This is a genomic window from Mucilaginibacter lappiensis (assembly GCF_050433765.1).
GTDB classification, from domain to species: Bacteria; Bacteroidota; Bacteroidia; order Sphingobacteriales; family Sphingobacteriaceae; genus Mucilaginibacter; species Mucilaginibacter lappiensis_A.
Window position 1 is genome coordinate 548997 of sequence record NZ_JBNPWP010000003.1, and the last position, 14101, is coordinate 563097.

Here is a 14101-nt window from a genome sequence, read left to right on the forward strand (position 1 = left end):
TATAAAAATGCGATTAAAAACATTATTCATATCCACTTCAATTGTCCTGTTATCATTTATAGCCCGTGGGCAACAGGCTAAAAAGAACGTTGGGCATTTTCAAAGTACTGCTGGGATTTATAATATAAAACAGTATGGGGCAGTTGGCGATGGTAAAAGCAATAATGCGAAAGCGATACAGCGTGCTATTGATGCCTGTTCGGCAGCCGGGGGCGGGCGTGTGTATGTGCCCGCAGGCGGAACTTTTATAAGCGGTCCGTTTAAGCTAAAATCCTTTGTTGAACTTTATGTGGAAACAGGAGCCCGGATACTGGCATCGGGCGATGAAAAATTGTATACCGAAAGCGCATTCAGGGAAAACAAAGGCGAAGGGACGATTTGGATAGGCGGTGAAAACCTGGAGCAGGTTACCATTAGTGGTGGTGGTATCATTGACGGTAATGGGATTGCTTTTATGGGTAAGGAACTGGATGATTCATACGAGCTGAAACCATTCAATATAGTTGACCCAAGGCCGCATCTGCTTACATTGGTTGGCTGTAAAAATGTAAGTATCCGTGACCTTACTATCCGTAACTCGGCCTACTGGACTGTGCACCTGGCCGGGTGTAATGATGTGGCTATTACAGATATTACCTTATTGAACAGTATAAAAGTGCGAAACAGCGATGGTATTGACATTGATCATAGTAAAAACGTGCGGATAGCCAATTGCTACATAGAGTCGGGCGATGATTGCATTTGTTTAAAAAACCGCAGGGAATATCAGGAGTTTGGAGCATGTGAAAATATCACCGTGAGTAATTGTACCATGACATCCAGTTCATGTGCCATTAAGATCGGGTCGGAGAATATGGACAGGATAAGTCATGTAGTTATTAATAATTGTATCATTAAAAACAGCAACCGTGGTTTGGGCATCCAAAACAGGGATGAGGGTACGGTAAGTGATGTAGTGTTCTCCAACATCATTGTAGATGCTCACCTGTTTTCGGATGTGTGGTGGGGTAAGGCTGAGCCTATTTATATTACAGCCTATCGCAGGGCAACAGCAAACAATAAAGACGCAGGGTGGCGTTTACCCAAAGGCGAAAAACAAGGCAGGGTAGGAGCGGTAACAAACATTTTTTTTAGCAATATAAAATGCAATAGTGAAAATGGCATTTATGTAAGCGCCGAAACCGCTGATAAGATCTCCAATATATATTTTGACCAGGTTGATGTTAATATCAATAAAACTACTGCACAGCCCGGAGGGGTTTATGACCGCAGGCCAGGCAATGTTGAAGGTTTGGTTAAAGGACGCACCTCAGCTTTTTATCTGGATCAGGCAACTGGAATCAATATCCGGAATTGCTCGGTTAACTGGGGAGCTAATCGCCCCGGATACTTTGCACATGGGGTAGAAAGCCATAATGTATCAGCACTAACCATAAATAACCTGGCAGGGCAATCAGCTGATCCCCAAAAATGGGAGACGGTGAAAGCCTATTAGTGTTTTGGAACAGGAGCTATGATAAAGATTACTACTTCAACGTAACCTTGTGCTGTGTGATCAGTTGGATGGCTTCTTCGCGCGTTTTACCCTCAATAGCCATAACAAAATCTATCGGACCGCCACCTTTTCCGCAGCCAAAGCACTGGAAAATATTTTTTTCGGGGGATACCATTAATGAAGTCGCCTGGTCAGGATGGAAGGGGCATCTGCCCTTTAAGTTCCTGCGGCTTTCTTCTAAGAGTACATACTTAGAAACGATCCTGACAAGGTCTGCCTGGACCGGGGAAATAAAATGATCTGAAGACATAAAATAATAAAGCAGTATCCTGACTAAACAGGAGGCCGAAATTACTTAAACATGCAGATTTGAACTTGCATTGTGGAAAAAAAACTATGATCTTTTTATAAATTTTAAGAAATGGCATCTTGCGCTATCACGCTCCAGTCATCGTTGCCATGACCCTTAGCTATCCAATCATCCATTACAGCCGCGATGACAGGTATCAGGGACAAGGCAGTTTCGCCATGTTTTGCCGCGTCCATCATTAGCCCGGCATCCTTCCGGGCCATATTTAACTCCCAGGAGGCCTGTTTGAAATTTCCCTCGGTGATCCTTTTAAACCGGGCGGGCATTGTTGCCCCGGGGTTCCAGGATTCAAACAATGCAGAGACATCCCCTGACGGGATACCCAACGACTTAGCCAGCGAGAGAGTATCTGTAAGGCCGGCGGTAAGCGTTAGCAGGAAGAGGTTACCGATAAGTTTCATGCCTGCAGCTTTACCTTCTTCCGGACCTAAATTTAAGACCTTTCCTGTCATTTTTGATAATTCAGGTTCTACCCGGCTAATTACATCCTGGTCGCCCGATACCAGCATATTACCCGTGCTTTCCAGTGCGTTTTGCGGGCCCATAAATACAGGTGCATGAAGGTAGGTATATCCTTTCGCCTTCCATGCAGCGGTTCTTTCGGCTGCTCCCTTAGCTGATGTAGTAGTATGGTCAATGATAATGGCACCTGGCTCCAATCCCTTACCGGCCATAGCCAGCACTTCGTTCACGGTATCGTCATCCTTGAGGGTAACATGTATAGTAGTTGCACCCTTTACAGCTTCTGTCACATCATCAAATGCTTTGGCGCCATAGGTTTCCAGTGCCCGGGCTTTGGCTGCTGTCCGGTTCCAGATCTGTACCTGCTCACCTTTTTGGATCATGGCTCTTACAAAATTGGAGCCCAACAGGCCCATCCCAAGAAATGCTTTCATAAAGTATTATTTATATACGATAAAGGTAGAGACTTAATTAGAAAAGTCAGGACCCTCAACATAAAAAGAAGTCACATTATTTAATAACTGCCTCTTATTCTATTGTCCTTCGGGGGCGTTTTGCCCTTACGTCTCCTGATGGTTTTTTAATGTTGGTATAATTGAAAGTCTTTTTAGGAGGGGCCTGTGAAGCGGGCTTTTCTTCATTGATATTTACACTTAAAACCCGGTCGCCCATAGGGGTGCCATCTAAAGCAATCACCGCGTTTTCGGCACCAGCCCTGTCCTTCATTTCCAGGAAAGCATAGCCTTTACAGATCCTCGTTTTCTTATCACGCACGATCTTGATCGTGCTTACATCTCCATGTGGACCAATCAATCTGACCAGGTCCAGTTCTGTCATGTCCAGCGGGAATCCCCCAACAAATAATTTAACCATTATAAACTTTGATCCGATATTAAGTAAAGTAAACCCACGAATAGCTATTTCGTTTTAATGCAGTCTACATAATTTCATTTTAGTATTCCTGCAAATAAATTTTTCTAAAAATAGGTTATAATAATGCAGATACAAAACAGAAGTGTAATGCAATGAATATTTTTATTTTCAATACATTGATATAAAGTAATTAATGAGATTCAGGAAGTGTTGAAATGAGAAGGGCACTATACCGACGATGCATTTTTAATAGATTCTGCAATTTTTTTAAGCCCTATAGCTAATTGATTTTCTACAGTTTTTACAGATACATTTAATAAGGCGGCCACTTCTTTATATTTTAATCCATCTTCTTTGATCATACAGAAAACGAGTTTGCATTTTGCAGGTAAATTATTAATAAAGGAGTTTAAAGCATTAACCCCCTCCTGGCTAATCATTACGCTTTCAGGATCAATAGTTATATATCTGTTTTCGTTATATATCGTTTCAATCGCAATATGATCGTGTTTGCGTTCATTCCGTAAATAATTTAGAGATAGATTTTTTACAGATACATAAAGATAGGTATCCAGGTTTTCTATTGCCGTAAAAGAGCTTCTTTTTTTCCAGAGGTTAATCAAAACATCGTGTACTATTTCTTCAGCAGCTTCTTTGTTATGTACCAGTGACGTAGCAAACCTGTAAAGTTTTACAAAATATTGCCTGTACAGGTCTTTAAACACCTGTTCATCCTTTAATCCGGTTCGCTCAAAATTCTTGTTCAGAATGACTTGCATGGAAGGTGCAATCGGTTAGTAATTGGTAAATAAAGGTATTGTTTTTTTAATGATTTATGTTGGTTAAAGCATAAAAAGCCTTTTTTGTAAAAATATTAAATTTTCTTTTGGGGGTTTTCACATTTTCTTGTGTCCTTAACTTATATGACATTAGAAGAAAGGGCCTGGCTGCTTATTTCCAGATCCATTTCAGGAGAGATCTCTGCTGAGGAATTGGAGGAGTTGGAATCAATTTTCCTGGCCGAGCCCGGGTTACGGGCAGACTATGAACTTGTCGTAAAATTAAAAACCATTACCCCGGGTGCTTCATCAATAGAGGAGCGCCGCGCTATGGAAAGGGGGCTTGATAAGTTTGATCAGTCCATGATCAATGAAAATGGCTTTGCCGAAAAAGTTATATTTAACCATAACCGCCTTGACCCTTTGCAACGCGGCCATCGCAAAAAATGGATGCTGGCGGCCTCGGCTGTTATAATGCTAATGGCGGGTTTGTGGGCAAAGTATTACTTAAAACAATTTAATAAGGTTGTGGAACAACAGGTAGTGGTTACCCCTAATGGTAAACGCGTTCATACCATTTTGCCCGATGGTTCATCCGTATGGCTTAATGCGGCATCATCTATTAAGTTTGCTGATAATTTAAATGAAAGCAGTAAAAGAGAGGTTTTTTTAAATGGAGAAGCTTATTTTGATGTTAAGCATGATACAAAGCACCCTTTCATTGTACACGCGGGCAAGCTCAGTGTAGTTGTATTAGGAACTGCATTTAATGTTAAGGCCTACAAAAGCGATGATTTTATTGAAACAACGCTTATAAGGGGTAAAGTAGAAGTAATGAACGAAAGTAAACCCGGAGCCAACATTGTATTATATCCTAATGAAAAAATTACCATAAACACCCGTAAGGATCTGGTGAAGAAAGCAGACATATTGCACAAAGCCGTGATAAGGGATTCTGTTGTGGTAACATCAGGTAAAATTGTTGACGCGCAGGCAGTGCCCGATGTAGCGGTTGAAGAAACAGCCTGGTTAAATAATAAGATCATTTTTAAACAGGAACGATTTGCTGATCTGGCTATTCGCCTGGAACGCTGGTATAACGTCAAAATTATTTTTGATAATGACAAGTACTCAACAATACGGTTTACTGGGGTATTTAAAGATCAAAACATTATTGAGGTGATGCATGCTTTGCAGCTTACCCAACCATTTCATTATACTTTAACCGATAACCAAATTCATATATGGTAAACCAGCCATTAACCAAAAAACTTATAAGAGAAGAAAGGAAACATCGCATGAAATAATCATACTTACTCTAAACTTTATTAACCCCAAACAAATAAGGAAGTGCGGGAACACTTCCTCTGTTGGGGCCAATGCCAATAACCTATTATCTGGAAGGATCTCAGGAAACTTTAATTATTAACCTCAACAAATCAAAAGTATGAAAAAAACTTTTAGTTCTTTCATTAAGCGTCCCTATGTCAAGAAAATTCTTTTGTGCGTGAAATTAACATTTGCTCTGCTTTTAATTACGCTTATCCATGTTTCTGCAAAGGTGCGGTCACAGGAAAAAATTGACCTGAATGTTAAAAACGTTAAGCTGGAGAATTTTTTTGAACTCCTGGAGAAAAAAAGTAGTTACACTTTTTTATATATCAACAAGGCCATACCAAATCAATCAGTCAACATCAATGTTAAGGACCTTACGGTTCCGCAAATACTTGACTTTACTTTAAAAAACACCGGTTTGGCTTACCGGATATTATCAGAAAAACTGGTAGTGATCACGCAAGTAAGCGCCCCGCAGGTAGCCGATATCAAGGTTACCGGTAAAGTGGTGGATGCAACGGGCGCGGCACTTATAGGAGCAACGGTTGGTGTAAAAAACGGTAAAAATCTGGCTGTTACTGATGTAAACGGGGCTTTTACGGTAACAGTACCAGAAAATGCTGTCCTGCTGATATCCTATATAGGTTTTCAAACACAGGAAGTACCTGTTGCAGGGAAAACGGAACTAACCATCACCCTTAAGGAAGCAGCCGGCAGCCTTAACGAGGTAATTGTTATTGGTTACGGCACGCAGCGTAAGAAAGACCTTACAGGTGCTGTCTCGGTGATCAGCGCAAAGGATATCAATGCCATTCCGGTAGGAGGGGTTGATCAGATCATGCAGGGTAAATCTGCAGGTGTGGCTGTAAGCCAGAATACCGGGGCTCCCGGCGATGCCATATCTGTACGTATACGTGGTATCGGAACCATAAATGATAATAGTCCGCTTTATATTATTGATGGCGTGCCCACAAAAGATGGTATAAATGAGATCTCACCAAATGATATCGAAAGTATTAATATCCTCAAAGATGCCTCATCGGCAGCTATATACGGTGCAAGGGCATCAAATGGCGTGGTTATCGTTACCACCAAGAAGGGCAGTTCGGGCAAGGCAAAGCTATCAATAAGTGCTTATACCGGTGTGCAGGAACCACAGAACCTGATCAAAATGGCCAATACCTCCCAATATGTATCAGCCTACAATACCGCGGCAAAAAATGATGGCCGCGCGCTTATTTCAGATAGCCTTGCCAGGACATTCTCTGATGTGAACTGGTTAAAACAGGTATTAAAGTCGGCACCGGTTACCAATGGCCAATTATCCATAAGCGGCGGAAATGAAAACTCACAATACATAGTTTCGGCCAATTATTTTAACCAGGAAGGGATGATCGAAAACTCATCTTTTAACCGGTTTAATTTACGCACCTCTGTAAGTAGCACCTTATCCAAATACCTTAAAATAGGGACCAATGTTAACCTGGGCTATTCAAAAACCAGGCAGGTAGGTACTTCGGGCGATGGATATGGTACCGGCAATCCCGGACCAAGTGTTGTCCGTTACGCCCTGTTCCGTACGCCTGCAACACCGGTTCGCAACGCGGCTGGTCAGTTTGTTGATCTTCCCGCTCATTATGATGTTTTAGGGGATGGTTTAAACCCGGTAGCGCTGGCCGATGCTACAAACCGTAATTTTTATGCTTATACCATTTTAGGTGATGCCTTCGCAGAATTGACACCTATAAAAAATCTGAGGCTAAAATCAGATATCGGTATTAATATGATCATGACCGATTATAAGCAGTTTTTTGAAACCTACGGTATCGACAGGTTTTTTAACTCACCTAATTCGCTTGCGCAATCGCACAGTAATGAACTTAACTATAACTGGACAAACACAGCTACCTATGATTTGACATTGAATAAGCATGTGCTGAATTTTTTAGCCGGTACAGAATTAATTAAAACAGATGTGCAAGCCTTATCTGCCTCGCGCACCCAGTATATTGATCAGTCATCAAATTTCCAATATCTTGATAGCGGTATTGGTATACAGCAAAATGGAGGCAACCGGTCTGACATAGGCTTATTCTCCCTGTTTGGGCGTATAGGTTATCAGTATGATAATAAATACCTGGCCAGTGTCAATTACAGGAGGGATGGTTCATCGCAATTGTCTCCCGGTTCCCGTTACGAAAGTTTTTACTCGGGCTCATTAGGCTGGCGTATTGATCAGGAAGAATTTATGAAGAGTATTACGCCTATATCCCTGTTTAAATTAAGGGCAAGTTTAGGTCAGTTAGGTAACTCATCCATTGGTAATTATCCTTATACTTCGCTGATCACCGGTGGGTTTTACTATCCTTTTGGAGGCGCCTCTAACCAGGGTTACAGCATAACCTCCAAAGGCAATCCCAATATCAAATGGGAATCAAGTACACAGGCAGATGTGGGGTTAGACCTCGGTTTTTTCCAGAACGCGCTGACGTTAACCGCCGATTATTATGTTAAAAAAACCTCGAATGTATTGTTGAAACTGCCTGAACCAAGCAGCGCCGGTAATGGTGGCAACCCTGCGGTAAATGCTGGTAAAGTGCGCAATAGTGGCTTGGAGCTCGAACTAAGCTATCGCAATTCCATCAATAAGGATTGGAGCTATAATATAAGCGGCAACTTTGCTACAGTGGTTAATAAAGTTACTTCGCTTGCGGGTGGGGTTCCAATTGTTGGCGGCCGTATTGATAATAATTATTATGCAACACTTACCGAAGAAGGGCATTCAATAGGTTCATTTTACCTGTTGCAAAAGGAAGGTATTTTCCAGAACCCGCAGCAGGTGTTTACCCATGCATACCAGGGGCCTGGCATAAAACCGGGCGATGTGATGTATAAGGATGTTAACAATGATGGTGTTATTGATGAAAAGGACCGCACCTTTGTGGGCAGCCCAATACCTAAGTTCACTTATGGCTTTACCGGTAATGTCCAGTATAAAAACTTCGATCTGAGCTTGTTTTTTCAGGGGGTATATGGTAATAAGATCTATAATCAGGTACTTACCGATATTGAAGGCTTTTATCGTCCATTTAATATTACCGAAAGGATAGCCACACAGAGCTGGACAGGGCCAGGCTCAACTAATGAGTTTCCGCGGTTGTCATGGAATGGGGCGCAAAACAACAAAATGCCCTCAACCCGTTTCCTGGAAAGTGGTTCGTATTTAAGGCTTAAAAATATCCAGGTAGGGTATAAATTAGGTAAAAATGCGCTAAGTAGCCTTCATATTTCATCGGTAAGGATCTTTGCCAGTGCGCAAAACCTGTTAACCTTTACCAAATACACCGGTCTTGATCCCGAAATGTACAGCAATAGCAATAATGCAGGCGATGGTGACCGGGCAGTGGGTATTGACTGGGGAACTTACCCTTCGGCACGTACGATCACTTTTGGTGTTAACGCTAATTTCTAATCTAAATTTATTAAGAGATGAAAGCAAAAAATATTATTATATATACAATCGCCATCCTGTTTATTATGATCACAGGATGTAAAAAGATCCTGGAGCAACCGGTACTGGGGCAATATCAATCTGGTGATTTTTTCACTTCGGATGCAAATGCAACACTTGCCGTAAATGCCGCATATAATCCACTCACTTTTACTGATGCATCCAGCAATGCAATTTGGGTATTAGGCGATGTAGCATCTGATGATGCTATAAAAGGCGGTAACCCGGGCGATCAGGCCGATTTTCAAAGTATTGATGAATTCAATATCATCCCCTCAAACTCAGCCGTTGAAGGTGTTTGGAAAAGATATTACGACGGTATTTTTAAATGTAATGTGGTTATAGACGGACTATCTGATGCTAATAAAGCCGTGTCTGATGCTGTAAAGAAATCAGTAGTAGGTCAGGCTCAATTTTTAAGAGCTTATTACTATTTTAATTTAACGGTTGCCTATGGCGATATTCCTATGCACCTGAAAGTGGAAACACCCGAAGAGCTGCAAAGCCCGGCATTGCCCCAGGCACAGATCTACGCGCAGATAGAAAAAGATTGCCAGGCTGCCGCCGCAGCCTTACCTGCAAGCTGGCCCGCCGCCGATCTTGGCCGTGCAACCAAAGGGGCAGCAATGGCCTTGTTAGCCAAAACCTATCTTTTTGAAAAGAAATGGGACCTTGCAGCCACCACTGCCAAAGCGGTTGATGCGTTAGGTGTTTATAGTTTATTACCCGTTTTTGCCGATAATTTCAGGGCTGCAACAAAAAACAATGCAGAGTCGGTGTTTTCAGTTCAACATGCCAGTGGTTTGGTACCTTTTCAGGGAAATACCTTGAACCAATGGTTTGCTCCACGGTCGCAAAATGGGTATGGGTTCTTTTACCCTACGCAAAGTTTGGTTGATAATTTTGAAAAATCAACCGGCGGCGTTGTTGACCCAAGACTTGACTATACAGTAGGCAGGGCAGGGCACCCATGGTTTGATACCAGCTTTGACCCTACATGGACCACTACTGGGTTTTTAAGCAAAAAACACATCCAACCCTTAACTGAGGTACCAACAGCTACCAAAGGCGATGGTAACTTAAATTACCAGGCCATCAGGTTTGCCGAGGTTTTATTGATTGAAGCAGAAGCTTTAAACGAAAAGGGCGATGGCGCAGGTGCTTTGGTACCGCTTAACCGGGTTCGTAAAAGAGCCAGGGAAAGTTACGTGTACGACAAAACCCTGCCCGATTATGCAGGTGGCGTAGTGCCTGCTGGTTTGCTACCTGATGTGACTGTTACTGACCAAGCCCAATTGCGTGATATTATACGTAAGGAAAGGCGTTCAGAACTGGCCCTGGAGTTTCATCGTTTCTTTGATGTGATACGTTATGGGGCAGCTTATGCCAGCGATGCACTTAAAGATCAGCCTAACTTTAATTATAGCAGCAATCAGTTTTTCCCGATACCACTTAGCGAAAGACAAACCAATTTAAAATTAGGTAAGTAACGGTTAAACTTAAATGTGATAAAATGAGAAATCTAAAAAAAATTACATCAGCCGTTATAGTAATAGCGCTGATCACCATACTTCAGTCTTGCAGTAAAAAGGAGGATAAACCCAATTATAATGCCGATAAAGCAAAGCTTACTTTGACAATTGACTCGGCAACGGTACTATATTCGTCAACTGCGGAGGGGAATAAACCCGGCCAGTATGCGGTAGGAGCGAAAGCAGATCTAAAAACAGCGATAGATCTGGCCGCAGGTATAAAGACCGGGAACACGTTTACCCAGCAACAGGTTAATAATGCGCAAGCCAATCTTAACCGCGTTGTAGCTTCATTTAAAACAAAGCTGATACAGGAAGTGTCGGCGGCTAACCTCGTAGCGCAATGGAAGTTTGATGGTAGTGCAGATGATGCTACAGCCAATAAGCACAATGGGATGTTAAAGTCAGGTATTATTGGTCCGGGTAATGCACCTGTTGATGGTAATACTTTGCCCAAGTTAATTGCCGACCGTTTTGGCAGGGCTAATATGGCTTATGATTTTAACAACGGTGCTTATATTGAAGTTCCTTATGATATGTCATTAAATCCGAAGGAATTTACTATAAGCTTATGGATTAAAAGGCATAATACTTATTCGGATAATTATATCATGTCCCTGAACCGGTGGAACGGGTTTAAATTTCAGCTGCAAAGCAATAATTTCCTGTTCCTGACCATTCATGCCGATAATGGCTATCATGATGTAGATGACAATCCCGGCATTGTACCTTTGGAAACATGGACACAGGTGAGCGTTTCGTACACCAACGGAACCATGAAGTTTTATATCAACGGGGCTATGGTTAAATCGGCGGCTGTAACGGGTGTCCCTATAACGCTTCCAACCCCTGTGAATCTGACCATTGGTCAGCAACTTCCTAAAAGCCTGATCACTACTGATCAATCAAGTGATTATGCCTATTACGGTGGTTCGTTTTTTAATGGTTCAATGGATGATCTCCGTTTTTATAACCGGGCATTAACCGATGCCGAAGTCCTGTCGATCTATACGATTGAAAGTACGTTATAATAACAATGAATGAAGATAGGTAGGGCTATTTTACCTATCTTCATTTTATTAAACCTATAAATCTAATTGTTTCATGAAGAGTTATACTATACTGATATCCATAGTAGCCGCTTTGGGCGGGTTATTGTTTGGTTTTGATACGGCTGTAATAGCTGGAGCACTGCATTATTTGAAACCCTTTTTTCAACTTGGTGATGCTGAAATAGGGCTGATAGTAGCTGCCGCATCAATTGGCTGTATCCCCGGCGCCTTGTTTGCTGGTGGTTTGGCCGATAAATTCGGCCGTAAAAAGCTAATGATCGTAACTTCTTTGCTGTACATTATCGCGGCAGTAGGGAGCGGTATTGCCGGTAGTTTTACTGAATTGGTTATTTACCGTTTTATTGGTGGGATAGCTATTGGTATGGCATCAACGCTGGCGCCTATTTACATCTCAGAGGTGGCACCTCCCAGTTTTAGGGGACGACTGGGCATGTTGCAGCAGCTGGCTATCGTAAGCGGTATATTATTGTCTTTTATATCCAACTACCTGATTGTAAATGCTTCGTACACGTCTTTAAATAATGAGAATTACTGGCGTTATATGCTTGCAGCCGCTGTAATACCTTCTGTTATATTTTTTATCCTGTTGCTGCTGGTTCCTGAAAGCCCAAGATGGCTGGTATCTAAACATAAAATAGCTGATGCAAAAAAAGTATTCGGCAATATTTATTCAGAGAGTGAAAGTCAGGAGCAGGTTAAAATGGTAACCGACGATATCGCATCAGAAAGCACCCCGGCCTTAAAAGATGTATTTACCCCACGCTTCAGAAAAGTTGTTATCATAGGTCTGGTATTTGCCTCCATAGCGCAGCTTACCGGGATCAATATTGTGTTTTACTATGCACCGCTGATATTTGAAAAAATACATGTAGGCGGCAGTGTTTTGTTTCAAACCATATTAACAGGCGTGGTTAACCTGATATTTACCCTGCTGGCTTTCCCGCTGATAGATAGGCTGGGGCGTAAAAAGCTATTGCTTTCCGGATCATTGATCATGGGGCTGTGTATGTTTGTACTGGCCGCCTTATTTTATTTCAACATGCTGCAAAACTACTTTGTGCTGCTAACCATATTCATTTACATAGGTGGCTTTGCCTGTACATGGGGGGTAGTACTTTGGGTATACGTTGCCGAAATATTCCCGAATAAAATACGTGGTACAGCAACATCCATTGCGGTGTTTGGTAACTGGGTAGCTAATTCCATTGTTTCGCTTACCTTTCCTGTAATGCTTTCGCAATTGGGGCCGGTGGCTACTTTTGGTGTTTATGGCATCATTAACATCAGCATGATACTATTTGTAAGCCGTTATGTATTTGAAACAAAAGGGGTTCCCCTTGAAAAAATTGAAGAACTATATGCCCAAGTTTAATAAGCTGTTCATGATGAACTTTTTTAAATCTGCAAAGATCTTAGCACTGGTATTGCTAACCCAGATATGCTTTGCACAAACCGATAATCATACACTGCCAGGCTGGGCGTTCGGAGGGTTCGCGCGCCCCGCCAATGTAAACCCCATCATCTCGCCGGATACCAGTTCAAGGTTTACTGATCCGGTGAGTAAAAAACAGGTTGCCTGGGAAGCAAATGATACATTTAACCCGGCAGCAGCGCTCAAAAATGGTAAAATAGTAGTTTTATACCGGGCCGAGGACCTTTACGGAACAGGTATCGGTTTCCGTACCTCTCGGCTTGGATATGCCGAAAGTAATGATGGCATACATTTTACCAGGAGAAAAACACCCGTGCTTTACCCGGATAATGACATTGCAAAAAAATATGAATGGCCAGGGGGCTGTGAAGACCCGCGTGTGGCCATTACTCCCGCTGGTACCTATGTGGTGTTCTATACCGAATGGAACCGTGATGTGCCCCGGCTTGGCGCTGCCACATCCAAAGACCTGATACACTGGAAAAAGCACGGACCGATCTTTGAAACAGCTTATCGTGGCAAATTTTTTAACATAGCCAGTAAGTCGGCCTCCATCCTGACAAAAGTTGTAAACGGCAAACAGGTGATCATCAAAATAAATGGCAAGTACTGGTTGTATTGGGGCGAGCACCATGTTTATGCTGCTACATCATCAAACCTTGTTGATTGGGCCCCGGTTGTTAATAAGAACGGTGAGCTAAAAGAATTGATATCTCCACGCAAAGGCTATTTTGATAGCGACCTTACAGAATGCGGTCCGCCGGCTTTAATGACCTCTAAAGGAATAATTTTATTTTATAATGGAAAAAATAAGGCAGATGAGGGCAGGGATAAAAGGTTTAACGCCAACTCCTATTGCGCCGGACAGGCTTTGTTTGACCGCAAGGATCCCTCAAAACCATTGGGTCGTTTAGATGTACCTTTCCTGAGGCCGATGGAACCATTTGAAAAAAGCGGACAATACATAAACGGAACTGTTTTTATAGAAGGGATGGTCTATTTTAAAAAGAAATGGTTCCTGTATTATGGATGTGCCGATTCCAGGGTTGGCGTTGCCATATATGATCCGTCAAAATCAACCCCACCAGATCCTGTAACGGATAAATAATTTTTTGACAAGCAAGCTAAGCAATATTGAATGCGCTCCGTGGTATAACACGGAGCGCATTTATTATTTATCTCCAATTTGTACCAGCAAAACCTGCTAACCTCCTTGTCTTTATAAATTCAGTTGGAGCC

General features: G+C 42.2%; 11 protein-coding genes. 7 read left to right on the forward strand and 4 right to left on the reverse strand.

Annotation, left to right across the window (positions count from 1 at the left end; all coding sequences use genetic code 11):
• Positions 1-7: 7 nt before the first annotated feature.
• The gene (locus M2273_RS12360; RefSeq protein WP_429397179.1) at positions 8-1495 is read left to right on the forward strand and encodes a glycoside hydrolase family 28 protein; all 1488 of its coding nucleotides are present in this window, start codon (positions 8-10) and stop codon (positions 1493-1495) included.
• A gap of 31 nt (positions 1496-1526) precedes the next feature.
• Here M2273_RS12360 and M2273_RS12365 read toward each other — a convergent pair whose 3' ends face one another.
• The 4 genes from M2273_RS12365 to M2273_RS12380 all read right to left on the reverse strand — a co-directional run bounded on the left by M2273_RS12365 (position 1527) and on the right by M2273_RS12380 (position 3979).
• Positions 1527-1805 (reverse strand): CHC2 zinc finger domain-containing protein, encoded by a 279-nt coding sequence (locus M2273_RS12365; protein ID WP_429397181.1) that lies wholly within the window; start codon positions 1803-1805, stop codon positions 1527-1529.
• Positions 1806-1909: 104 nt separating this feature from the next.
• Positions 1910-2761 carry an NAD(P)-dependent oxidoreductase gene (locus tag M2273_RS12370; RefSeq protein ID WP_429397183.1) on the reverse strand — a complete coding sequence of 284 codons (852 nt, stop codon included), beginning with the start codon at positions 2759-2761 and terminating at the stop codon, positions 1910-1912.
• Positions 2762-2855: 94 nt separating this feature from the next.
• Complete coding sequence (locus M2273_RS12375; RefSeq protein WP_429397185.1) at positions 2856-3200, reverse strand: RNA recognition motif domain-containing protein; 345 nt, start codon at positions 3198-3200, stop codon at positions 2856-2858.
• Positions 3201-3427: 227 nt separating this feature from the next.
• A complete protein-coding gene (locus M2273_RS12380) occupies positions 3428-3979 on the reverse strand; it encodes an RNA polymerase sigma-70 factor (protein WP_429397186.1) in 552 nt (183 codons plus the stop codon).
• A 144-nt stretch (positions 3980-4123) separates the two neighbouring features.
• On the opposite strand from M2273_RS12380, the gene M2273_RS12385 reads away from it, so the two are divergent.
• The 6 genes from M2273_RS12385 to M2273_RS12410 all read left to right on the forward strand — a co-directional run bounded on the left by M2273_RS12385 (position 4124) and on the right by M2273_RS12410 (position 13970).
• Complete coding sequence (locus M2273_RS12385; RefSeq protein WP_429397188.1) at positions 4124-5230, forward strand: FecR family protein; 1107 nt, start codon at positions 4124-4126, stop codon at positions 5228-5230.
• Between the two features lie 256 nt (positions 5231-5486).
• On the forward strand, positions 5487-8786 hold the full coding sequence (locus tag M2273_RS12390) for a SusC/RagA family TonB-linked outer membrane protein (RefSeq protein ID WP_429397190.1): 3300 nt from the start codon (positions 5487-5489) through the stop codon (positions 8784-8786).
• Between the two features lie 17 nt (positions 8787-8803).
• The gene (locus M2273_RS12395; RefSeq protein WP_429397191.1) at positions 8804-10315 is read left to right on the forward strand and encodes a RagB/SusD family nutrient uptake outer membrane protein; all 1512 of its coding nucleotides are present in this window, start codon (positions 8804-8806) and stop codon (positions 10313-10315) included.
• Between the two features lie 23 nt (positions 10316-10338).
• On the forward strand, positions 10339-11388 hold the full coding sequence (locus M2273_RS12400; RefSeq protein WP_429397193.1) for a LamG domain-containing protein: 1050 nt from the start codon (positions 10339-10341) through the stop codon (positions 11386-11388).
• Positions 11389-11461: 73 nt separating this feature from the next.
• A complete protein-coding gene (locus tag M2273_RS12405) occupies positions 11462-12802 on the forward strand; it encodes a sugar porter family MFS transporter (RefSeq protein WP_429397195.1) in 1341 nt (446 codons plus the stop codon).
• A gap of 10 nt (positions 12803-12812) precedes the next feature.
• Entirely contained in the window at positions 12813-13970 is a 1158-nt protein-coding gene (locus tag M2273_RS12410; RefSeq protein WP_429397197.1) for a glycoside hydrolase family 130 protein, read from the forward strand.
• Positions 13971-14101: the final 131 nt, after the last annotated feature.